Origin of the sequence: Nocardia sp. CNY236, from assembly GCF_000482385.1 — a bacterium.
Classification (GTDB): Bacteria; Actinomycetota; Actinomycetes; order Mycobacteriales; family Mycobacteriaceae; genus Nocardia.
Genome location: NZ_AXVD01000004.1, coordinates 205143 through 227098 on the forward strand (window position 1 = coordinate 205143; position 21956 = coordinate 227098).

Consider the following 21956-nt stretch of genomic DNA (forward strand, 5'->3'; position numbering starts at 1 on the left):
CCCGGGAGCTCAGACGCGCTGCGGTGCAGGATCGGCTGCTGGATGAGCGACTCGTTCCCTGGTGCGCATCGCCGCCCACAGTGCGGCGGTGGCCGCAGTGCAGGCGGCAGCTCCAGCGACATGGATGATCACCAGGACCGCCGGGACGTCGGTGACGTATTGCACCGCGCCCATGAACGCTTGTGTGCACACGAGTCCCAGCACGACGAACAGGCGGGTGCGCACCGCAGGGGTGATGCCGACTGCGAACAGCCCGAAGGCCAGTCCGATCAGCAGTGCGAGATAGCCCACGAGCAATTGCGAGTGCAGGTGCACCAGGGTGACGATCTCGATCCGTAGTCGCTCCACGGGATCTTCCACGCTCGTGTCCCCGGCATGCGGTCCCGCAGCGGTCACCAGTGTTCCCGTGACCAGAACCGCGCTGAGCGCCACGCCGGTGAGACCGGTGAGCCACCGTAACGGTGTCGGAGCCTGAACCGCCTCGAGGCCGTCGTCGGGCTCGCGGATCTTCGCATACAGCACCACTGCCAGCCATACCATCACCATCGAGGCGAGCAGGTGCGTCGCGACCGTCCACCACAGCAATCCGGTGAGTACCGTGACACCGCCGACGACTGCCTGCACCACGGTGCCGGCAGGCATCAGCCAGGCGTACGCCAGCACTTCGCGCCGCCGTCGCGCACGCGTGACCGCCAACACGATCAGCGCGGCGAACAGAGTGACGACGAAGGTCAGCAGCCGGTTGGAGAACTCGACCGCCTGGTGCAGAGCCGGAACTTCGGACACCGTGACCGGCGTGAAGCTACCGGGAAAACACTGTGGCCAGGTCGGGCAGCCGAGACCGGAGGCGGTGACTCGGACGATGGCGCCGGTGACGGAGATTCCCGCCTGCGAAGCGATGACTGCGAGCGCTACCCAGCGCTGCACTCGTAGCGAGGGCAGCGGCAGCGTGTCGACCAGTCGCAAGAACGCGCGATACAGCACGTCGACGATGGTAGCCCCGTCGTGTCCCACTCTCGCACCCGGACTACTACATCCTGTCGTTATTTCGTCAATGAAAACGGAACAGCCGGCTGGCGAGCAGGCCGGACACCGTTGCCCAGGTCGTCAGTACGGCCAGTCCGAACCAGTCGATGCTGCTGTGCAACGCCTCTTCGAGAGTGACCGCCAATGCGCCCGAGGGCACCAGCCGGACCACCACGTTCACCACGGTCGGCACCTCGTCGGCAGCGAAGACGATGCTGGCGATCCCGATCATGACGAACCAGAGGATGTTCGCCAGGGCGAGCACCACCTCGGCCTTGAGGGTGCCGCCGAGGAGCAGCCCCAATGCCGCGAACGCGGCGGTGCCCAGCGCGATGACCACTGCGCCGAGCAATAGCCCGACAGCTGGCGGCCGCCATCCGAGTAGGAAGCCGATGGTGCCGAGCAGAACTGCCTGCAGCACCACGACGAGTAGCACCGCCGCGCTCTTGCCCGCGATCACACCCCACCGCGGCAACGGCGTCGCGCCGAGTCGCTTGAGCGCGCCGTAGCGGCGGTCGAATCCGACGGCGATGGCTTGGCCGGTGAACGCCGTGGACATAACGGCGACCATCATCACCGCGGGCACGATCGTGCCCACTCGGTGCGTGCCGAGATCACCGAAGGGCAACAAACTCAACCCGATCAGCAATGTGATCGGGATGAACATGGTCAACAGCAACTGTTCGCCGTTGCGGAGCAACAAAATCAGCTCGAGTCGAGACTGCGCGAGCAACATCGCCGCGCGCGAGCTGGGGCGCGGGGCGGGCGTGAACGTGCCCGGAGCGAAACGATTGACGACCGGATCGTGCGTGGTCATCCGCGCAGATCCCGTCCGGTCAGTTCCAGGAAGACGTCTTCGAGGCGGCGCTGATCGATTCGAATGTCGGTGGCCAGGACGTTCATCCGCGCACACCATGCGGTGACCGTTGCGAGCACCTGGGGATCGATTTCCCCTTCGACCAGATAGGTGCCGGGTGCGATCTCCTGGGGAGCGAAGCCTTCCGGCAGCGCGGTCTGCAATAGGTCCAAGTTCAATTTGGGTGGTGCGCAGAACCGTAGTTGGCCGGACGCCCCATGGGCGGTGACCTCCGCTGGGGTGCCGGAGGCGACGATGTGGCCGTGGTCGATGATCACCAGTTGGTCGGCGAGTTGCTCGGCTTCATCCATCATGTGTGTGGTGAGCACAACGGTCACCCCGTCCCTGCGTAAGGCGTCGATCAGCTCCCAGACCACCAATCTGGCCTGGGCGTCCAGGCCCGCGGTCGGTTCGTCCAAGAACACGACTTCCGGCTTGCTCACCAGCGCACACGCGAGTGCGAGTCGTTGCTGCTGGCCGCCGGAGAGGCGGCGGTAGGGGGTGCGTCGGTTGTCGTGTAGACCGAGCGTGCGTAGCAGCCAGTCGGGTTCGAGCGGGTCGGCGCAATAGGTCGCGACCAGATCGAGCATCTCACCGGCACGCGCCCCGGGATAGGCCCCGCCGCCTTGGAGCATCACGCCGATCCGGTGCCGCAGCCGTTCGGCCTCGCGCACCGGGTCCAGCCCGAGGACCCGGACGGTACCGGCATCCGGATCGGTGAATCCCTCACACATCTCGACCGTGGTGGTCTTACCGGCGCCGTTCGGCCCGAGTAGTGCGAGTACCTGCGCCTGTTCGACCTCGAACGTCAGGCCGTCCACCGCCGTGGTCTCGCCATAGCGTTTGACGACGCCGTCGACGCTCACGGCAGGTCTGGAAGCTGCGGTCACGATGTCACACCGTAGGAGGTGGGTGTTTGTGACGAAGCCGACACCCCTGCCTGTGCTCGCCACGGTAGGGCGTGGCGGGTGATCACGATGAACAGAACACAGACGATCCCGGTGACGATGGCCGCGCCCACAATCTGGAATACCTCGAGATCGGCGCCCCGCGGCATCTGGATCACGCTCACGATCGCCGAGAATGCGACGGCCGGAAGGCGAAACACCGGCCGGGTTGCCCACGCGGCCAACGGTACGATCGCCCACAACAGATACCAGGGCTGCACCACGGGCGCCAGCAGTACGATCGCGCCGAGTGCCACGCCCAGCGACCCCACCGGGTGCAACCGTCCGGTGCCGGCGGCGACCAGCATACGCACGGTGAAGAAGCCGGCGACGGCAATGGCGATCGGCCGGGTGATGCTCAGCAGTGCGGTGGTGTGGTCGCCGAGTCCCAGTAGCACGCCGCCGAACCCGGTGACTATTCCCAGCGCCGTTGGCAGCGACATCCAACTGCGTACCACGCTTGCGGTGTTCACCGTGTGGATCCAGCCGAACCCGAGCCCGCTGAGGGTGCTGATGAGCAGCATGGTGGTGAGCGCGATCGCGCCGAATACCGCCGCGGCGAGGGCGATCGAGCGTAGCGAACCGCCCCACCGTCGTGCCAGCGCCATGCCGACGAATCCGAGCGCGATGACGGAGCTGAATTTGATCGACGACGACAGGGTGATGACGACCGCACCGCCGATGAGCCAGGCGTAGGCACGGGCGTCGAACGACCGGGCGTCCTCGATGGCGCGCAAGCAGAATTCCATGCCGGCCAACATCAGCCCGAGCATCAACGCGTCGTTGTGTACGCCGCCGACCAAGTGGAACAGCACCAGAGGGTTGGCCGCACCCAGCCAGAGCGCACTCACCGGTGCGACGCCGCAGCGTACCGACAGCCGGGGTAGCGCCCAGACGATCAGCGCGACCCCGCCCAGCGCGAGAATCCGATGCACCCAGACACCGGCGATGATGTTCTCACCGGTGAGTTCGGCGATACCGCGGCCGATCCACAGGAACAGCGGGCCGTAGGGCGCGGGGGTATCGCGCCAGATGGTCGGGACATTGTTGGTGAGCACATTGTCGATCCCCAGACCAGCGACCGGCCCTTCCACATAGGGGTCGCTACCCCGCGCGGCGATCTCGCTCTGGGCCAGATACGAGTACACGTCATTGCTGAACAGTGGCGGGGCGACGCTGAGGGGGATCACCCACAGCAGCAGCGTCCGATCCAGTTGGGAACGGGTGATTCGGTGGATCGGGGAGCCGCCGAGGCCGCCGACTGCGAATCGTCCCAGCAGCAGCCAGGCGAGTACGACGACGACGGTTCCGATCATGCACATGGCCAGCGAACCGGTGTGCGCGCGGGCGAAGATACCGAGCACGCGGACACCGGAGGTGGGGTTCTGGTGGACCGGTTGTGCACCGATGCCGAGCGCGCTGATGGCCATCAGGATCGTGCCGGTCGCGCCCATCAGGCGGATTCGATCGAGCTGTGCGAGTTCTTTCCGGTCTAGACCGGGCACCTCCGATTCGTCACGATGCAGCACCGCGATCGTATGATCGGCGGCCGGCACGTCGAGTCCGAGCGCTCGGCGCCCCAATGCCACTGTGCCGCGCCGCGCGTTCTCCAGTACCGCCACGAGACGAAGCCTAGTTCGCCCGGCGGCGATGCCTGCGCGCGTGGGTCCAGTGCGTGGGCACACGGGGCGCTACGGGAACACGGGGTCCTCGTGGCCTACGGCCGTCGGGAGATTTCTCGCGCCTGTGTGACGAGGGTGCGGGCCTGCTCACCGAATACCGCACGATCGTGGAGTCCTGCCCAGGCCTTCTCGTAGAGTGCCAGTTCGGAGGGGGTCGTGATACTGAGTTCCGCGCTGATCGTCTCGACCAGGGCGGTGCTGCGGTCGAGTAGGTCGAACGACGTTGTGGTGTAGACGAATCCGGCCTCCAACGGGACCACGCCCAGCACCAGTCGCGGATTGCCGAAACCGGTGTCGAGCAGATGCGTCAGCTGATCGGTCATCACCGTGTGGTCGCCGACGCGAGTGTGCAGCGCGGCCTGGTCGATCAGCTGTACGAGGCGAAGGTTGCCCTGGCGCAGCGCGGATTGGCGAGCGATCCGCGCGGCGACAGCTTGGTCGAGGTCGTCATGAGTACCCAGGAATCGAATGCACTGGGCCAAAACCGCACGGGCGTACGGCTCGGTCTGGAGCAGACCAGGGATGAGAATCGCGCTGTAGGTTCGCAACGTTCGGGCGCGGGCCTCGAGTTCGAGGCCGCGGCGTTGCCGGTACGCGTGTCCGCCGGCGGTGATCCGCCGCCATTCCCGCCAGTGTGCGTCGATGTTCTCCAGCGTTGCGAGCAGGTCGGCAAGGACGTCTTCGGCGTCACACAGTCGGCACCACAGTACGAGATCGTCACGAGATGGGCGTTGTCGACCGAGCTCCACGCGAGAGGTCTTGGACCAGTGCCAGCCGGCAGCGGCGGAAAACGCACGGCCGTTGAGGCCCGCCGCTCGACGTAGTTCACGCAGCCGCGCGCCGAGGCTTCGGCGGGCACGGCCGACGCTGGTGTTGTCGCTGTTCATGGGGTTCCGCCGCGGATGTAGTCATCGAAGGGGATCGCTGCCGACCAGATACGGTCACGGATCTCGACCGCGGTACGCAGCTGCCGTGGGTCTGTGCTGGCTGCGGCGCCGATCCAGCGGCCGTGCCGGTCGAGCAGGCTGTAGGCGACGGTGTGCTCATCGAGCAGCCAGAAGTCGTCCGCCGCCGCGTCGTCGGGATCAGCGACGGCGCGTGGCAGATACCGCACATCCTCGCCTGCGGCGATGTTGTAGCGAGTGAGGGCGAGCAGGTAGCGGGTGTAGGTGGTGTGCGGGACGGTCACGATGCGCGCCCGGTGCACGGCGACGCCTCGGCCGGTCATCGCGCGTACCTGGGTGGTCCATGGTTCCAGCCAGTCGCCGCCCGGGTCGCCGGTCTCGTCGATGCGCCAGGCGGCCAGGGATGCTGTTTCGGCATCGGCACAGTAGTCGTCGGCGGTCTCGAGGTGGAAGGCGAGGTGCTCGGCGCGGTCGAGCAGTTGGTCGAGGTGTTCACCCGGCTGGATGCGGATCATCGGGGGTCATCTCCCGTGTGATCGGAACCTCCACCGCTGTTTCGTGTCCAGGGATTCGCATCACCGCCAATGCATCCGGATCGATCAGTGGGGCGCCGATGAGCAGGAATGTGCCGCGACCGGTGTCGACGAGACCGGACACCGCAGTGCCCGGTTCGGTATGGGCCAGTAGTCGATGGGGAATCTCCACTTGATCGGCTCGGTCGGTTTTCCATCCTTGAACGGCGAAGGTATCGCGGTCGGTGGCGTACAGCCGCGGTGAACCCTGGCCGCCGGATGGGCCGCCGAGAAACCGAATCCGCATGGTGGTGACCCCCTGTGTCGCGACAGTGCATGGCTCGATCCTCGATCGTCGCTTGGACCATAGGGTCGTGTCACCACTACGCGCACTTTCGCGCACTCGGCTGGCCTGCACCTGGCCTCCACTCGTACGGTACGTCCCGACGCCGCGGGTCGGGTGCCTCCACCGACCGGCCCAGGTCCGCACGGACGGACGAGGTTCCCCGGTATCGCCTGGGCCCTGGGTCATGGCCAGCCGACGAGAGGGAGCACGACGATGAAGTCACTACTACTCGTGATCACTGTGTGGGTTTTGTCGGGCGGCGTCGATTCGACTTGTGGCGTGTCCCGATGCGTCGGATCTCCCGCGCGCACCCGATCCGCCGCATCTGGGCACGGCTCGCAGTGAAGCGGCGAGTTGGGCTCGGCTACATGCTCGCTCCGGCCGACCCTGCGAGACGTCATCGTACTGAACAGCGCCTGCGCTCGCTGGCCCGCAAGCACGATGTCAAGCTGGCGCGGGTGGTCGTGATCGGGCCCACCATGGACCGTCCGCTCGGGCGCCTACTGGATGCCATCGGCACGCTGCATGCGGCGGCGACCGCGCAGGGGCGGCCGAAGCCGGCCGTTCTGGTCATCACCCCTGACCTGGATCACATCGACAAACATCCTGCACCGATCTGCGAGGTTGCCGACCTGCTCACTGCCCGGCCCGAACGACTCTGGATTCGAGGGCGTACGCACGGACAGGCGGTCCCCGTCGACCTGTAGCCTGCTCGGGCGGCGGCGATCCGGTCGTCGCGGCGACGTGTCGGCTGGTTCGTCGAGGTGGCGTCGGGCAGAGCCGGTCCATAAAGCCCGATCCATCGGTGCTCCCGACGCACTCAGGGTAGCCTTATTAGATTTCGGGAACGAATTCCGCCACACTGATGTTGTGAAAACCGTGGGTTTGCGGACAGGTGACGAACGTGCGGGTCGTGTGGCCGGCGCCGGGTCGGCGTCTGCGGACGCGGCCCTCGGCGGTGGAGGGAATACTCGAGCGGCCATTGTCCAGTTGTTGTTGGAGGAGGGGCCGATCACCGCGAACGCGATCGGGAACAAACTCGGTCTGGCCCCAGCGGGTGTGCGCAGGCACCTGGAGGCGCTGATCGACAGCGGTCGAGCACGGGCCAGCCGCTCGGCGCCCTGGCAGCAAAAGGGGCGCGGCCGACCGGCCAAGCAATACCAGCTCACTGCGGCGGGCCGCGGCGCACTCGGCCACGCCTACGACGATCTGGCCGGGGCTGCCCTGCGTCAACTGCAGGAAATCGGTGGGGAACAGGCCGTCACCGAGTTCGCGCGCCGGAGGGCGCGCAGTATCGTGGCCGGCATCGAGCCGGTCGCGGCGCACACCGCGCAGCAGACCGAGGTCAAGGCGGACGAGATCGCCGCGGCCTTCACCGACGCCGGATTTGCCGCGACCACTCGCAAGGTGGGTGTGGGCGTGCAGATCTGCCAGCATCACTGCCCGGTCTGGCATGTCGCCGAAGAGTTCCCGCAGCTGTGTGCGGCAGAGCTGGAGGCACTGCGTGAGTTGCTGGGCACGCACGTACAACGACTGGCCACGATCGCCAATGGCGACTGCGCCTGCACGACCCACGTTCCACTATCGGTTCGCCCTGACACTCGGACCGAAACTTCACCACAATCCGTTGCACGACCTGCGGCGGTACGAACGAACGACTCCGGAAGGGGTGTCGAATGACGACGACCACCGACCAGGTGCAACCGCTCACCCAGGAAGAGACCATCGCGTCACTGGGCAACTATGGGTACGGTTGGGCCGATTCGGATGTGGCCGGCGCCAGCGCGCAACGAGGTCTGTCGGAGGCGGTCGTCCGCGACATCTCGGCGAAGAAGGACGAGCCGGAATGGATGCTCACCCAGCGGCTCAAGGCGCTTCGCCTGTTCGATCGCAAGCCGATACCCGGGTGGGGCGCGAATCTCGCGGGAATCGACTTCGACAACATCAAGTACTTCGTGCGCTCGACCGAAAAACAGGCCGCGTCCTGGGACGAATTGCCCGAAGACATCAAGAACACCTATGACAAGCTGGGCATTCCGGAAGCGGAGAAGCAGCGCTTGGTCGCCGGTGTCGCCGCGCAGTACGAATCCGAGGTCGTCTACCACCAGATCCGAGAGGATCTGGAGGCGCAGGGCGTGATCTTCCTGGATACCGATACCGGCCTCAAGGAGCATCCGGAGATCTTCCAGCAGTACTTCGGCTCGGTGATTCCTGCCGGTGACAACAAGTTCTCCGCGCTGAACACCGCAGTGTGGTCGGGTGGTTCGTTCATCTACGTACCACCGGGTGTGCACGTGGATATCCCGCTGCAGGCGTATTTCCGGATCAACACCGAGAACATGGGCCAGTTCGAGCGCACCTTGATCATCGTCGACGAGGGCGCCTACGTGCACTATGTCGAAGGCTGCACCGCGCCGATCTACAAGACCGATTCCTTGCACTCCGCGGTGGTGGAGATCATCGTGAAGCGGGGAGGCCGCTGCCGCTACACCACCATTCAGAACTGGTCGAACAACGTCTACAACCTGGTGACCAAGCGGGCCAAGGCCGAAGCGGGCGCGACCATGGAGTGGATCGACGGCAACATCGGCTCCAAGGTCACCATGAAGTATCCGGCGGTCTGGCTGACCGGCGAGTACGCCAAGGGCGAGGTGCTCTCGGTGGCATTCGCCGGCGAGGGACAGCACCAGGACACCGGCGCGAAAATGCTGCACCTCGCGCCGCACACGTCCTCGACCATCGTGTCGAAGTCGGTCGCCCGGGGCGGCGGGAGATCCTCCTATCGAGGTCTGGTTCAGGTGAACAAGGGCGCACACGGTGCGAAGTCGACCGTCAAGTGTGACGCGCTACTGGTCGATACCGTCAGCCGTTCCGATACCTACCCCTATGTGGACATCCGCGAGGACGAGGTGACCATGGGCCACGAGGCGACTGTGTCGAAGGTCTCCGAGGACCAGCTGTTCTACCTGATGAGTCGCGGTCTGACCGAGGACGAGGCGATGGCGATGGTGGTGCGCGGTTTCGTCGAGCCGATCGCCAAAGAACTGCCGATGGAATACGCGCTCGAACTCAACCGCCTGATCGAACTGCAGATGGAAGGAGCCGTCGGCTGATGGCGGTGCAGAACGTTTCCGAAACGGCCGGGACGCTCACCCCCGTGCTCAACAAGGGTGAGGTTTTCACCTCGTTCGACGTGGAGGCATTCGAGGTCCCCTCGGCCAAGGACGAGGCGTGGCGGTTCACGCCGCTGCGTCGCCTGCGGGGACTGCAAGACGGCACAGCGGTGCGCGACGGTCGAGCGACGGTGTCGGTCCCGGCGATCGAGGGCGTCACCGTCGAGACGGTCGAGCGCGGCGACGACCGACTCGGTCGCGCCGGGACCCCATCGGACCGCGTTGCCGCGCAGGCCTACTCGGGTTTCGAGCACGCCACCGTGGTGACGGTCGAGCGAGAAGTCGAGGTCGCCGAGCCGGTGAACATCGTGATCACCGGTCCAGGGGTGGGCAGGACCGACTACGGTCATCTGCAGATTCGCCTGGATCCCTTCGCCAAGGCGACCATCATCATCGACCAGCGCGGTAGTGGAACCTACGCGGAGAATGTGGAATTCGTGCTCGGCGCCTGCGCTCACCTGACCGCCGTTGCCATTCAGGACTGGGCCGACGACGCGGTACACACCACCGCGCATCACGTTGCCCTCGGGCGCGATGCCACTCTGCGACACTCCTCGATCACCCTCGGCGGCGATCTGGTTCGCGTGACCGGCAGTGTCCGTTTCACGGGTCCGGGTGGCGACGCGGAGCTGCTCGGTCTCTACTTCGCCGATGCGGGCCAGCATTTCGAACAGCGTCTTCTCATCGATCACGCAGTCCCGAACTGCAGGTCGAACGTGCTGTACAAAGGTGCGTTACAGGGCGACCCGCACTCGCGGAAAGGTGAGGCCCGCACGGTATGGGTCGGCGATGTCCTGATCCGTGCAGCCGCAGAAGGCACCGACACCTTCGAGGTGAACCGCAATCTGGTGCTCACCGACGGCGCACGCGCAGACTCGGTACCGAATCTGGAAATCGAGACCGGCGAGATCGTCGGTGCGGGGCATGCGTCCGCAACCGGTAGGTTCGACGACGAGCAGCTGTTCTACCTCCGTGCCCGCGGCATCCCCGAAGACGCCGCCCGCCGCTTGGTGGTGCGCGGGTTCTTTCACGAGATCATCCAGAAGATCGCCGTTCCGGAGGTCCGGGAACGGCTGGGTGCGGCCATCGAGGCCGAACTCGCCGCCGTCGGCGCCTGACTCCCGATCCATATCCGCAAAGGAAACTCGAATTCGATGACCACCCTGGAAATCAAGGACCTGCACGTCGAGGTCGCCAACCCCGATCGCGCCGACGAGACCACCAAAATCCTCGACGGCGTGAACCTGACGGTGAAATCCGATGAGACGCACGCCATCATGGGCCCGAACGGTTCGGGCAAGTCGACACTGTCCTACGCGATTGCGGGGCACCCGAAGTATGCGGTGACCTCGGGCTCGATCACTTTGGACGGCGAAGACGTGTTGGCAATGTCGGTCGATGAGCGTGCGCGTGCGGGCCTGTTTCTCGCCATGCAGTATCCGGTCGAAGTTCCCGGCGTCTCGATGTCGAACTTTTTGCGCACGGCTGCCACCGCGGTGCGCGGCGAAGCTCCCAAGCTGCGGCAGTGGGTCAAGGAGGTGAAGGGGTCGATGAACGAGCTGGAGATCGACGCCGCCTTTGCAGACCGCAGCGTGAACGAGGGGTTCTCCGGCGGTGAGAAGAAGCGCCACGAGATTCTGCAGCTGGGTCTGCTTCGGCCGAAGATCGCGATTCTGGACGAGACCGACTCCGGTTTGGACGTGGACGCGCTGCGTATCGTCTCCGAGGGCATCAACAGGTACAAAGAACGCGAACACGGCGGCATTCTGCTGATCACGCACTACACCCGCATTTTGCGGTACATCCGGCCGCAGTTCGTCCACGTATTCGTGGGTGGACGGATCGTCGCGGAGGGCGGCCCGGAACTCGCCGAGGAACTCGACGCCAATGGTTACGTCCGTTTCACCCAGACCGCAACCACCGGAGCCTGACATGACCGCCACGGTCCGCACCCTCGACATCGCCCGCATCCGGGCGGACTTTCCGATCTTGAGCCGTACGGTTCGAGACGGCAAGCCGTTGGTGTATCTGGACTCCGGGGCCACCTCGCAGCGGCCGACCGCAGTGTTGGAGGCCGAGCGGAACTTCCTGCTCACGCGGAACTCGGCGGTGCATCGCGGTGCACATCAATTGGCCGAAGAGGCCACCGACGCCTATGAGGGTGCCCGAGCCGATGTCGCGCGGTTCGTCGGTGTGGACGCGGGTGAGATCGTGTTCACCAAGAACGCCACCGAGTCGCTGAATCTGGTCACCTATTCCTTCGCCGACGATCGGTTTCCCTATCGTGTCGGCCCGGGTGACGAGATAGTGATCACCGAACTGGAGCATCACGCGAATCTCGTGCCGTGGCAGGAGCTGGCTCGGCGCACGGGCGCGACGCTGAAGTGGTACGGCATCACCGAGGACGGACGGATCGACCTCGACTCGCTGGAGCTGTCGCCCGCCACCAAGGTGGTCGCGTTCACTCATCAGTCCAACGTCACCGGCGCCATCGCCCCGGTTGCGGAGTTGGTGCGGCGAGCCAAGGACGTGGGAGCGCTGGTCGTGCTCGACGCATGCCAGTCTGTGCCGCACATGCCCGTGGATTTCCGAGCGCTCGACGTCGATTTCGCGGCCTTCTCCGGGCACAAGATGCTCGGTCCTTCCGGCGTCGGCGTGCTCTACGGCAAACGGGCGCTGCTGGAGGTTACGCCACCGTTCATCACCGGCGGTTCCATGATCGAGACGGTCTTCATGGATCACAGCACCTATGCTGCGCCGCCGCAGCGGTTCGAGGCCGGCGTGCCGATGACCTCGCAGGCGGTGGGGTTGGGCGCGGCCGTGCGGTACTTGGAACAGATCGGAATGGAGGCTGTTGCGCAGCATGAGCACATGCTGGTCGGTGCGGCCGTGGAGGGGCTGAACGGAATCGACGGGGTGCGCGTCATCGGACCCACGGACACCATCGACCGTGGCGGAGCGGTCTCGTTCGTGGTCGACGGGGTGCATGCCCACGATGTCGGACAGATCTTGGACGACGAGGGGGTCGCCATCCGAGTGGGCCATCACTGTGCCTGGCCACTGCATCGACATTTCGGCATCGCCGCGACCGCTCGCGCGTCGTTCGCGGTGTACAACACCCTGGCCGAAGTGGATGTGTTGGTGGCTGCCGTGCGGAAGGCTCAGACCTTCTTCGGAGTTGCATAACACATGCGCATGGAGCAGATGTACCAGGAAGTGATCCTGGACCACTACAAGCACCCGCATCGCCGCGGTCTGCGGGAGCCCTACGGCGCCGAGGTCCATCACGTGAACCCGACCTGTGGCGACGAGGTGACTCTGCGGGTGCGGCTCGATGACAGCGGTGACGTCGCCGATGTGTCCTACGACGGTCAGGGCTGCTCGATCAGCCAGGCTGCGACGTCGATCCTGACCGATCAGGTCATCGGTCTTCCCGTACAGCAGGCGTTGAAAGTGGTCGAGTCCTACAACGCGATGATCTCCAGCCGGGGCGCCATCGAAGGCGACGAGGAGATCATCGGCGACGGTATCGCACTCGCGGGAGTGTCGAAGTACCCCGCACGGGTGAAATGCGCGTTGCTCGGATGGATGGCATTCAAAGACGCCGTTCTTCGTATCGACCCTGCGTATCTGGCGGATGCTGCAGGAAAAGGTGAACACCCGATGGAAATGGGGAAGCGCTATGAATGACATGCCGGCCACCGATACGGTTGTTCCCGAGCCGGCCGCACCGTCCGCGGAGGATGCGGCGCTCCTCGACGACATCGAGGAAGCGATGCGCGACGTGGTCGACCCGGAACTCGGGATCAACGTGGTGGATCTGGGGCTGGTCTACGGACTCGGCATCGAGCCGGACGGTGTCGCCGTGCTGGACATGACACTGACCTCCGCGGCATGCCCGCTCACCGATGTCATCGAAGATCAATCGCGCAATGCGCTGGTGCGCAGCGGATTGGTGGACGACCTGCGGATCAATTGGGTGTGGATGCCGCCGTGGGGTCCGGACAAGATCACCGAGGATGGTCGTGAGCAACTGCGGGCGCTCGGGTTCACGGTGTAGCCGCCTCGGCGAAAAACCTGCGGGCCCCTGGGCTGTATGGAGATGATGCGGGGGTGGACGAGACGACATATGCGCGCTCGCGGCACGCCTTGCACGCGGCGGCCGAAGTACTGATCGCTGGACCGCAGTACCGCGAACACGGCACCATTCGGCTGCGGGTCGTACCCGGGGGTTTCGGTGGTGTGCAGTGGCTCGGTTCGGTGATCGGTACCGATGTGGTTTGGCCGCGCGGCCGGGCTCCGTTGGCGGGTACCTACCGCGAAGTCGCCCGAGCAGCGGGCTGGGCGCCGGGGGCGCCGGAGGGGGTGTATGCCGACACGACCGGGGTGGACCTCGATGGGGTCATCGACGTGGATCCCACTGCTGCCGAGTCGATCGCGGAGTGGTTCACTGTGGGAGAAGAAGCACTGCGCAGTTTGGCCCCGGACGTCACCCCAGTGCTCTGGCCCGAGCATTTCGACCTGGCGATCACCATCGGCGAAGTGAACTTCGGGGTATCTCCAGGCGACGATGCTCATCCTGGTCCGTATGCCTACGTCGGTCCATGGACGCCGCGTACCGGTGACTTCTGGAACACACCATTCGGGGCGTCCCGGCCTCGGGTCGAAGTACCGACCGTGGCCGCCGTGCTGCAGTTCTTTCAGCAGGGTCGAGAACGCGCGGCGGGGGACTGACGATTCGGTGGTTGCTACCTGGAGCGTGTCGATCCCCGAATACCTGCCCAGTCGCAGAACTCAGTGCCGCCGGTCATCGCTGGCGTGGCCACTGGCCTCCAAGCTGCGTTGCAGCGTGGCGATCAGGTCGGCCACCTCGGTGTCCATGGCCTTCGCTGCGGCTTCGGGAGGCTGGGGCACTGTCGCGGCACCGCTGGCGATCGCTTCCTCCAGCAGACGTTTCAGTTCTATCTGATACTCGTCGGTGAACTCGTTCGGATCGAAATCGTCGGACATGGTCTCGACGAGTGTCTCGGCCATCGCAATCTCTCGTGGCGCAGGCGCCGCGGCCCCGTCCAGCGAGGCGAACTCGGGGGTTCGAACCTCGTCCGGCCACAGCAGCGTCTGCAAGACCAACACCCCGTCCCGCACGCGCAATGCGGCCAGCCGGGTCTTTTGCCGCAGGGTGAAAGTGACCAGTGCGGTGCGCTCGATCTTTTCCAGTGTCGCGGCGAGCAGAATGTACGCCTTCGGCGTAGCGGAACCCGGCTCCAGGTAGTAGCTCTTCGACAACAAGATCGGGTCGATCTGGTCGGAGGGCACGAACTGCAGGACGGGGATCTCGTGCTTCTCGGCCACGGGTAGCGCGGCGAGGTCTGCTTCGGTCAGCACGACCTGGTCTCCGGCTGGAGATTCGTATGCCTTGTCGATATCCGTGTAGTCGATCGACTGGCCGCATACGGTACAAACGCGGTTGTATTTGATGCGGCCGCGATCCTTGCCGTGGACCTGATGGAAGCGAATGTCGTGGTCCTCGGTGGCGGCATATACCTTGACCGGGACGTTGACCAGTCCGAATGCGATCGAGCCCTTCCAGATCGACCTCATATTTCGATCGTACTGTCCAGTCGGTTGGCGACATCGGTGAAACTCCGTGTCGGCGCAATGCCAGCGGCGACGCCACTGGCCGAAGTTCTGCCCGGCGTGGGGCGGGCGGGTCCTACTTCGGTGTTGTCTCCCGAGGACGATGCGTTGTCTCCCGAGGACACCGACGCCGACGTGGCGCGTGCCCGCGAGGCCTGCTATACCACCCCCGGTGGTCGGCTCGCCGGATTGCCCGCGGGCGGTGCGATTGCGAGGGTCGCTGCAGCAATACGCCAGCGCAACTGCGTCGGCAAGGCCGTGAACAGCGAGCTCATCGCAGCGACGGTACCGCCGAGATCGGTACGGCCCGATAGATATGCGCGTTGGGTGGCCGGCGGCAACGTGAAGAATGTATCGAAGAACAGCGGAAGATCCTGAGGCGGTATGGCGAGCAGTGCACGGAGCCCGGCCTTACGCAGCTGGTGGACGACGCTTGCCGTCGCCGGCCACACCTGTCGGCCCATCGCCATGTCATCGGCTGCGAGCAGTGTTGCGCCGACGCTATATCCGGTTGCCGGATGCAGGAACCCGCCCGCTGCGCCGAACCGGTACGCACTCGGATGCCCGCCTTGTACCGGAAAACGGACATGCTCGACGGAGTCCTCACCGGTGCGTGGGATGCCCCGGCAGCGCAGGCGGTGATCCAGGCGCGCGCGCAGGTCCGAGCCGCTGAGCGCTGGCCGACCGGCCAAACACGTCTCTTCGAGCAGCATTCGACCTTGCCCCAGCGGTACCGCGTAGAGAAACGACGCTGGCGCGCCGATCGGCGCGCCGTTGTCGGTGCGCCAATCCATGAACAGTGGGTCGAGGCCCGCGCAGAGCGAGGCGTCCACGATCACGCCATAGGCTGTCTGCTCCGCCCGGGTGGGCGCGCGAGCCAGGCCCCGCGCGTCGACCACCCGGCGTGCGGTGAGTGTCGCACCGGAAGCCACGGTCACTCGCTCCCGAGCGATCTCGACCGCGCGATCGGCGATCACCCGCGCACCGGACAGCTGGAGCGAGGACTGCAACCGCACGGTATCGAGGACCGCGTACGGGCGATCCATTCGGTGCTCGTGGCGTCCCCATGCCATCGGCCGGGCAACCGTCGTGGCGACCACGTCCGGCGCCAGCCAGTTCGGCAATTCGTCGGTCCACACCGCGTAGGTGGCCGTCCATCTGCGCTGCGGCGCGGGGTCGACGACAGCGACTGCGAGCCCATGTGCGAGGGCTCGGTGTGCCAGGGCACGGCCAGCCGGGCCCAGGCCGCACACGATGAGGTCCAGTGTCACGGCGTGCCCGTAGACGTAGTCGAATTCCGAGGTGGGTGCATGGTCCGAGCTTTGCACGCGCTCGCGCGCCGTGCATGATGTCGCGCCGGAGCGTCCCACGATTCAGGCAGGTCTCCGGCGCGGAATATGTTGCGCTCAGCGGATTTCGCTCACGTTGCTAGGATTCCGGAGCGCTGGCGCACCGTCGCAATCCGGTAGCGATGGGACGGGACCTGTCCGGCGTGCCGGTGCCAGAGTGCGCCGGGTAGGAGACCCGACAGGCGACACCGCAAGAGTCCGTAGACGAATGCGGCGAGCTGAACGAGTGAAGGGTAGAGGCAGTGTTCGAACTGACCAGGCGGCGCAGCCGATGGATCCTGGCCGTGTTCGTGGTGCTCGCACTGATGATGGGCGCGCTGAGCGCGACGCTGTTCGACAAGGTGCAGGGCGGCGGCTACATCGACCACGACAGTGAATCCAGCCGGGCAAGTGCGTTGTTACGGGACGTTTTCGACCAGGCCCCGCCGAATCTGGTGTTGCTGGTGCAGACCCGTCGCTCGGTGGACGACGATGCCGTCGTGACCGCCGCCACCGAATTGGTTGCCGATTTGCAGGCAGCAGCCGATATCGGCGATGTCGCCTCGTACTGGACCGACGAGTCGCCTGCACTGCGCAGTGCGGACGGTACCCAAGGTCTGATCGTGGCCGGCATTCTCGGTGAGGAATCCGAGGTCGACGATCGGGTCGATGTGCTCGCCGACCGGTTCTCCGGTGAACACGGACCGATCGACGTTCGCGTCGGTGGCTACGCGATGCTGCTGCACGAGTCGGTGGAGCAGAGCGAGAAAGACGTCCTGTTCGGTGAATCCATCGCCTTCCCGATCACGCTCGTCGCGTTGTTGCTGGTCTTCGGTAGCGTGGTCGCCGCCAGTCTGCCGCTGGTCGTCGGCCTGATCACGGTGATGATCGCAATGGGAACGCTGTGGTTGATCGCGAGCGTGACCGACCTTGCCGCGAGCGCGACGAATGTCGCCACCCTGCTGGGGCTCGGCCTCGCAATCGACTACAGCCTGCTGATCGTCAGTCGATATCGAGACGAGATGGTCGCCGGAAAGGCCCCTGCGGCTGCGGTGGTCGCGACCATGCGCTCCGCGGGTCGCACCGTCGCCTTCTCCGCCGTCACCGTCGCGGTCGCACTGTCGGGTCTGCTCTTCTTTCCCTTGCTCGCGGTTCGATCGATGGGTTATGCCGGTCTGGCTGTCGCGATCATCGCGGCGACGGTGTCGCTGACCGTGCTGCCGGCGATGTTGTTGTTGCTCGGCACCAAGATCGACAGCGGACAGCTGTGGTGGTTCCTGCGTGCGTCCCGGCCTGCTCCGGGCGAAGGAACCTGGCACCGGTTGGCCCGCTTCGTCATGATGCGCCCGGTACCCGTCGGGCTTGCGGTGACCGCCGTTCTGCTCGTAGTCGGCACGCCACTACTCGGTGTGAAACTCGGCTTCCCCGACGAACGTTCGCTGCCGGAATCGATGAACAACCGCCAGGTCGCCGAGATCGTCCAACGCGATTTCGATGCGACCGAGCAGAACGGATTGTTCGCCGTGCTTCCCGAAAGCGCCTACAGTGCAGCGGGATTGGACGCCATTGCCAGGGAACTGTCCGAGATCGACAATGTTCGTCGGGTCGACACCGCGACCGGCAGCTACAGCCACGGCGGTCTGCTCGCCCTGCCCACCGCAGCCAACGACCGCTTCAGGGCGCCGAATGCCGCCTATCTCTCGGTGGTTCCCGACACCACCGACCCCGATGTGCTCGACGGGATCGCCGATGCGGTGCGCGCGACGCCCACTCCCAGTCCGATGTTGGTCGGCGGTGTGGCCGCGGCGAACATCGATGCGGTCGCCGCGATCGTCGAGGCGCTGCCCTACGCGCTGGCTTTCGTGGTGCTGGTGCTGGTGGTCGTGTTGTTCTTGCTCACCGGAAGCGTGGTATTGCCCGTGTTGGCGGTGATACTCAGTGTGTTGAGCTTGGCGGCAACGTTCGGAGCGCTGGTCTGGATCTTCCAGGACGGGCACCTGTCCGGTTTGCTCGGATTCACCGTCACCGGTGACCTGCCGCCCCCGGTACCGGTCATGCTCTTCGGTGTCGCTTTCGGCCTCGCCATGGACTATCAGGTATTCCTGTTGGCCCGCATCCGCGAGGAATACCAGCGCACTGGGTCCACGGCGCTCGCCGTCGCCTCTGGGCTCGAGCGCATCGGCCGGATCGTCACGGCCGCGGCGATCTTGATCTCGCTGGTGTTCCTCGGCTTCCTCGCCTCCGACATCACCTTCATGAAAGCGTTCGGCATAGGTCTTCCGCTTGCGGTGCTGGTGGATGCGACCCTGGTGCGAGGGTTCCTACTCCCCGCGGCAATGGAATTGCTCGGCGACTGGAACTGGTACGCGCCCAGACCGCTACGCGCACTGCACCGTCGCTTCGGTATCAGTGAAGGACCGTCCGCACCGGCGGTTCGTTCCGAGGATCGGCGCGAGCCCGTTCGCCTCTGATCGTGGTGATTCGGGCAGGTCGTCGACGCAGTCGGACAGGCGTGCCCGAATCACCACGGTCGGCGGCCGAGCACACTGCCGCCGGCGCCGGCGGCAGTGTGCCGGGTGCGGGTCAGAGGCCGCCGGTGGACAGCAACCCGCCGTCCACCCGAATCGTCTCTCCGGTGATCCACGCGGCCTCATCGGAGACCAGGAATCCGATCAAGCGCGCCACGTCCTGCGGAGTTCCCAGCCGCTTCATCGGGTACGCGCTGGCGGCGCGCTCTTCGTCGGCCGAGTACAGCGCCGAAGCGAACTTCGTCTTGATCACCCCGGGAGCGACCGCGTTCACTCGGATGCTCGGCCCCAACTGCCAGGCGAGTTCGTTGGTCAGGTGGATCAACGCGGCTTTGGACGAGCCGTACGCTGCGATCACACCGCTCGAACGCATACCCGCCACACTCGCCACATTGACGACCGCGCCGCCGTGGTCGCGCATCCACGCTCGGTATGCCTCCTGAACATACCCGAGGGCGGCAACCACGTTCACGTCGAAGATCTTGCGCACCGCATCCAGGTCGGCGTCCATCAGTGCACCGAACACCGGATTGATACCCGTGTTGTTGATCACGATGTCGAGCGAACCGAACTCGGTGACTGCGCGCTCGACCCCGGCGGCCCGATCCTCGGCGACCCCGGCATTTCCGGCCACGGCAAGAACTTCGCCTTGGTGCCCGAGACCGCGCAGATCGGCGGCTGCTTCATCGAGCGGGTCCTTCTTGCGCGCCGAGATCAGCACGTTCGCGCCACGGGCCAGTAGTTCTGCCGCCACGGCCTTGCCGATGCCACGACTGGCCCCGGTCACCAGAGCGGTCTTCCCCATCAGATCGGTACTCATGGCATCGCACCGTAGCGCAGCGGATCCTGAGCCGCGTTACCACCGTCACATCAAGGGCCGGGATGTCTGGTCGGCTGTTCGTGCTCGGTAAAATCGGTGGCTCTTGTGTGCATCGGCTCCGATAATCGATCAGCGCACATCCAGCACCACGATCCGCGAGGAGAAGTTTGTGATCACCGCGACCGACCTGGAGGTCCGGGCCGGAATCCGCACCCTGTTGTCGGCGCCGGGGCCGGCGCTGCGTGTGCAGTCGGGGGATCGAATCGGACTGGTCGGGAGGAACGGGGCGGGTAAGACGACCACACTGCGCATCTTGGCCGGTGAAGGCGAGCCGTACGCCGGCAAGGTCCTGCGCACCAGCGAGGTCGGTTATTTGCCGCAGGATCCGCGTGAAGGCAATCTCGACGTGCTCGCCCGTGAGCGCGTGTTGTCCGCGCGTGGCCTGGACAGGCTCCTGCGTGAAATGGAAAAGCAGCAGGTCCTGATGGCCGAAATCGTCGATGACACGGAGCGTGAGAAGGCGGTCCGCAAGTACGGCAGGCTGGAAGATCGGTTCTCAGCTCTCGGCGGGTACATCGCCGAGAGCGAGGCGGCACGCATCTGTCACAGCCTGGGCCTGCCCGATCGAGTGTTGGGCCAGCCGCTACGCACTCTCTCCGGTGGACAACGCCGACGAATCGAGCTGGCGCGCATTTTGTTCGCGGCCTCCGATGGCAGCGGTGGTCGCTCGGACACCATCTTGTTGCTGGACGAGCCGACCAACCATCTCGATGCCGATTCGATCACCTGGTTGCGTGGCTTCCTGCAGAACCATGACGGCGGTCTGATCGTGATCAGCCACGATGTGGAGTTGCTGGGCGATGTGGTGAACCGGGTGTGGTTTCTGGACGCGGTTCGTGGCGAGGCGGACGTCTACAACATGGGCTGGCAGAAGTATCTGGACGCACGTGCCGCCGACGAACAGCGCCGGCGCCGGGAACGGGCGAACGCGGAGAAGAAGGCGAGTGCATTGCGCGCTCAGGCGGCCAAGATGGGCGGGAAGGCCTCGAAAGCGGCCGCGGCGCAGAACTGGGTCAGACGGGCCGATCGCCTGCTTGCGGAAGTCGATGACGTGCGCGTCGCCGACAAGGTCGCCAGGATCAAGTTCCCCGAGCCGGCATCGTGCGGTCGAACTCCGCTGGTGGCCGAGAATCTGACCAAGCTCTACGGGTCGCTGGAGATTTTCACCGGGGTCGACCTGGCGATCGATCGCGGCAGCCGGGTCGTGGTACTCGGTCTCAATGGCGCGGGCAAAACCACCCTGTTGCGTTTGCTTGCCGGGCTGGAGCGGCCCACGGCGGGCGAGTTGGTGCCAGGACACGGCCTGCGCGTCGGATATTTCGCGCAAGAACACGACACCCTCGACGATTCCGCCACCGTGTGGGAGAACATCCGCAATGCGGCGCCGAACGCGGGCGAACAAGACCTCCGCGGTCTTCTCGGTGCCTTCATGTTCTCGGGCCCGCAGCTGGAACAGCCGGCGGGCACGCTGTCGGGTGGAGAGAAGACACGGTTGGCGTTGGCGGGCCTGGTCTCCTCGACGGCGAATGTGTTGCTGCTGGACGAGCCGACGAACAATCTCGATCCGGTGTCGCGGGAGCAGGTGCTGGACGCGCTGAGAAGTTATGCCGGTGCTGTGGTGCTGGTGACTCACGATCCCGGCGCTGCGGAGGCGCTGTCGCCGGAGCGGGTGATCTTGTTGCCGGATGGAACAGAGGATCACTGGTCGGCGGAGTATCTCGACCTCATCCAACTTGCGTGAGTTCCATCACATCTTTTCGTTGATCGTGGCCCTTCGAGTGCTTAGCCTGGAATCACGCTGCTCGGCGACTCGGAGGAAGCCATGAGCGACAGGCCCACGCAAGGCAAAGCCACATTGGGTAAGGGCACACGTGTCACCGGTAAGTCACGCGATCGCCTGCAATCTCAGTTGAAGAAGCAATACGAGGCGGGTGCGAGCATCCGGTCATTGGCGCGGTCCACCGGCCGTTCCTACGGCTTCATCCACAATGTGCTCGTGGAGTCGCAGGTACAGCTCCGCAGCCGGGGTGGAGCCAATCGCCGGAAGAGCCAATAGCATCGTCGGCTGCTCGTACCCGGCCAGGGCTGTGTGACGACATGCCGTAGCGCGGCGGGCTGATCGGCCCGCCGGCGCGG

The 21956-nt window shown here is 65.4% G+C and carries 22 protein-coding genes; 12 read left to right on the forward strand and 10 right to left on the reverse strand.

The window, feature by feature from the left end:
- Window positions 1–9: 9 nt before the first annotated feature.
- The 7 genes from K940_RS0105690 to K940_RS0105720 all read right to left on the reverse strand — a co-directional run bounded on the left by K940_RS0105690 (window position 10) and on the right by K940_RS0105720 (window position 6235).
- Window positions 10–984: a heme A synthase gene (locus K940_RS0105690; protein WP_028476747.1), complete on the reverse strand. Its 975-nt coding sequence runs from the start codon at window positions 982–984 to the stop codon at window positions 10–12.
- Between the two features lie 67 nt (window positions 985–1051).
- Entirely contained in the window at window positions 1052–1843 is a 792-nt protein-coding gene (locus K940_RS0105695) for an ABC transporter permease (RefSeq protein WP_028476748.1), read from the reverse strand.
- Window positions 1840–2772, reverse strand: coding sequence for an ABC transporter ATP-binding protein (locus K940_RS0105700; RefSeq protein WP_028476749.1), 933 nt, complete (start codon window positions 2770–2772; stop codon window positions 1840–1842). The genes K940_RS0105695 and K940_RS0105700 overlap by 4 nt, the downstream gene beginning before the upstream one ends.
- Window positions 2769–4451: a polyprenol phosphomannose-dependent alpha 1,6 mannosyltransferase MptB gene (gene mptB, locus K940_RS0105705; RefSeq protein ID WP_028476750.1), complete on the reverse strand. Its 1683-nt coding sequence runs from the start codon at window positions 4449–4451 to the stop codon at window positions 2769–2771. Before mptB ends, K940_RS0105700 begins: the two co-directional genes overlap by 4 nt.
- Window positions 4452–4546: 95 nt before the next feature.
- Window positions 4547–5398: a helix-turn-helix transcriptional regulator gene (locus tag K940_RS0105710; protein ID WP_028476751.1), complete on the reverse strand. Its 852-nt coding sequence runs from the start codon at window positions 5396–5398 to the stop codon at window positions 4547–4549.
- A complete protein-coding gene (locus tag K940_RS0105715; RefSeq protein WP_036527590.1) occupies window positions 5395–5931 on the reverse strand; it encodes a DUF6879 family protein in 537 nt (178 codons plus the stop codon). The genes K940_RS0105710 and K940_RS0105715 overlap by 4 nt, the downstream gene beginning before the upstream one ends.
- A complete protein-coding gene (locus K940_RS0105720) occupies window positions 5909–6235 on the reverse strand; it encodes a hypothetical protein (protein WP_028476753.1) in 327 nt (108 codons plus the stop codon). The genes K940_RS0105715 and K940_RS0105720 overlap by 23 nt, the downstream gene beginning before the upstream one ends.
- Before the next feature lie 326 nt (window positions 6236–6561).
- Between K940_RS0105720 and K940_RS0105725 the strand changes: the two genes are divergently transcribed.
- The 9 genes from K940_RS0105725 (at window position 6562) to K940_RS0105765 (ending at window position 14181) form a co-directional block, all read left to right on the forward strand.
- Window positions 6562–6981 carry a hypothetical protein gene (locus K940_RS0105725; RefSeq protein WP_028476754.1) on the forward strand — a complete coding sequence of 140 codons (420 nt, stop codon included), beginning with the start codon at window positions 6562–6564 and terminating at the stop codon, window positions 6979–6981.
- A 172-nt stretch (window positions 6982–7153) separates the two neighbouring features.
- Window positions 7154–7954 (forward strand): helix-turn-helix transcriptional regulator, encoded by an 801-nt coding sequence (locus K940_RS27070; protein WP_369797473.1) that lies wholly within the window; start codon window positions 7154–7156, stop codon window positions 7952–7954.
- Window positions 7951–9387 (forward strand): Fe-S cluster assembly protein SufB, encoded by a 1437-nt coding sequence (sufB, locus tag K940_RS0105735; RefSeq protein WP_028476755.1) that lies wholly within the window; start codon window positions 7951–7953, stop codon window positions 9385–9387. Before K940_RS27070 ends, sufB begins: the two co-directional genes overlap by 4 nt.
- Entirely contained in the window at window positions 9387–10565 is a 1179-nt protein-coding gene (sufD, locus tag K940_RS0105740) for a Fe-S cluster assembly protein SufD (protein ID WP_028476756.1), read from the forward strand. The genes sufB and sufD overlap by 1 nt, the downstream gene beginning before the upstream one ends.
- A gap of 36 nt (window positions 10566–10601) precedes the next feature.
- Complete coding sequence (gene sufC / locus K940_RS0105745) at window positions 10602–11378, forward strand: Fe-S cluster assembly ATPase SufC (RefSeq protein ID WP_028476757.1); 777 nt, start codon at window positions 10602–10604, stop codon at window positions 11376–11378.
- 1 nt (window position 11379) lies between these two features.
- On the forward strand, window positions 11380–12633 hold the full coding sequence (locus K940_RS0105750; RefSeq protein ID WP_028476758.1) for a cysteine desulfurase: 1254 nt from the start codon (window positions 11380–11382) through the stop codon (window positions 12631–12633).
- A gap of 3 nt (window positions 12634–12636) precedes the next feature.
- A complete protein-coding gene (gene sufU, locus K940_RS0105755; protein ID WP_028476759.1) occupies window positions 12637–13137 on the forward strand; it encodes a Fe-S cluster assembly sulfur transfer protein SufU in 501 nt (166 codons plus the stop codon).
- Window positions 13130–13507, forward strand: coding sequence for a metal-sulfur cluster assembly factor (locus K940_RS0105760; RefSeq protein ID WP_028476760.1), 378 nt, complete (start codon window positions 13130–13132; stop codon window positions 13505–13507). The genes sufU and K940_RS0105760 overlap by 8 nt, the downstream gene beginning before the upstream one ends.
- Window positions 13508–13560: 53 nt before the next feature.
- Entirely contained in the window at window positions 13561–14181 is a 621-nt protein-coding gene (locus K940_RS0105765) for a hypothetical protein (protein WP_036527595.1), read from the forward strand.
- Window positions 14182–14241: 60 nt separating this feature from the next.
- On the opposite strand, the gene K940_RS27075 is transcribed toward K940_RS0105765, so the two are convergent.
- Together K940_RS27075 and K940_RS0105775 are read right to left on the reverse strand one after the other, a co-directional pair.
- Window positions 14242–15048: a Ku protein gene (locus tag K940_RS27075; RefSeq protein WP_036527597.1), complete on the reverse strand. Its 807-nt coding sequence runs from the start codon at window positions 15046–15048 to the stop codon at window positions 14242–14244.
- 194 nt (window positions 15049–15242) lie between these two features.
- The gene (locus K940_RS0105775) at window positions 15243–16412 is read right to left on the reverse strand and encodes a lycopene cyclase family protein (RefSeq protein WP_369797468.1); all 1170 of its coding nucleotides are present in this window, start codon (window positions 16410–16412) and stop codon (window positions 15243–15245) included.
- 263 nt (window positions 16413–16675) lie between these two features.
- On the opposite strand from K940_RS0105775, the gene K940_RS27080 reads away from it, so the two are divergent.
- Complete coding sequence (locus K940_RS27080) at window positions 16676–18883, forward strand: MMPL family transporter (RefSeq protein WP_051406910.1); 2208 nt, start codon at window positions 16676–16678, stop codon at window positions 18881–18883.
- A 112-nt stretch (window positions 18884–18995) separates the two neighbouring features.
- Here the strand turns inward: K940_RS27080 and K940_RS0105785 are convergent, their stop codons facing one another.
- A complete protein-coding gene (locus K940_RS0105785) occupies window positions 18996–19760 on the reverse strand; it encodes an SDR family oxidoreductase (protein WP_028476763.1) in 765 nt (254 codons plus the stop codon).
- A gap of 169 nt (window positions 19761–19929) precedes the next feature.
- Between K940_RS0105785 and K940_RS0105790 the strand changes: the two genes are divergently transcribed.
- Window positions 19930–21561, forward strand: coding sequence for an ABC-F family ATP-binding cassette domain-containing protein (locus tag K940_RS0105790; RefSeq protein WP_028476764.1), 1632 nt, complete (start codon window positions 19930–19932; stop codon window positions 21559–21561).
- Between the two features lie 81 nt (window positions 21562–21642).
- Window positions 21643–21876 (forward strand): helix-turn-helix domain-containing protein, encoded by a 234-nt coding sequence (locus K940_RS0105795; protein WP_028476765.1) that lies wholly within the window; start codon window positions 21643–21645, stop codon window positions 21874–21876.
- The last annotated feature ends 80 nt before the right edge of the window (window positions 21877–21956 follow it).

Coding starts and splice junctions, on each gene's coding strand:
- K940_RS27075 (WP_036527597.1), bottom strand. CDS start 15,048: ATGAGGTCGATCTGGAAGGGCTCGATCGCATTCGGACTGGTCAACGTC.
- K940_RS0105710 (WP_028476751.1), bottom strand. CDS start 5,398: ATGAACAGCGACAACACCAGCGTCGGCCGTGCCCGCCGAAGCCTCGGC.
- sufU (WP_028476759.1), top strand. CDS start 12,637: ATGCGCATGGAGCAGATGTACCAGGAAGTGATCCTGGACCACTACAAG.
- K940_RS0105725 (WP_028476754.1), top strand. CDS start 6,562: ATGCGTCGGATCTCCCGCGCGCACCCGATCCGCCGCATCTGGGCACGG.
- K940_RS0105750 (WP_028476758.1), top strand. CDS start 11,380: ATGACCGCCACGGTCCGCACCCTCGACATCGCCCGCATCCGGGCGGAC.
- sufB (WP_028476755.1), top strand. CDS start 7,951: ATGACGACGACCACCGACCAGGTGCAACCGCTCACCCAGGAAGAGACC.
- K940_RS0105785 (WP_028476763.1), bottom strand. CDS start 19,760: ATGAGTACCGATCTGATGGGGAAGACCGCTCTGGTGACCGGGGCCAGT.
- sufD (WP_028476756.1), top strand. CDS start 9,387: ATGGCGGTGCAGAACGTTTCCGAAACGGCCGGGACGCTCACCCCCGTG.
- K940_RS0105715 (WP_036527590.1), bottom strand. CDS start 5,931: ATGATCCGCATCCAGCCGGGTGAACACCTCGACCAACTGCTCGACCGC.
- K940_RS0105695 (WP_028476748.1), bottom strand. CDS start 1,843: ATGACCACGCACGATCCGGTCGTCAATCGTTTCGCTCCGGGCACGTTC.
- K940_RS0105795 (WP_028476765.1), top strand. CDS start 21,643: ATGAGCGACAGGCCCACGCAAGGCAAAGCCACATTGGGTAAGGGCACA.
- K940_RS0105760 (WP_028476760.1), top strand. CDS start 13,130: ATGAATGACATGCCGGCCACCGATACGGTTGTTCCCGAGCCGGCCGCA.
- sufC (WP_028476757.1), top strand. CDS start 10,602: ATGACCACCCTGGAAATCAAGGACCTGCACGTCGAGGTCGCCAACCCC.
- K940_RS0105720 (WP_028476753.1), bottom strand. CDS start 6,235: ATGCGGATTCGGTTTCTCGGCGGCCCATCCGGCGGCCAGGGTTCACCG.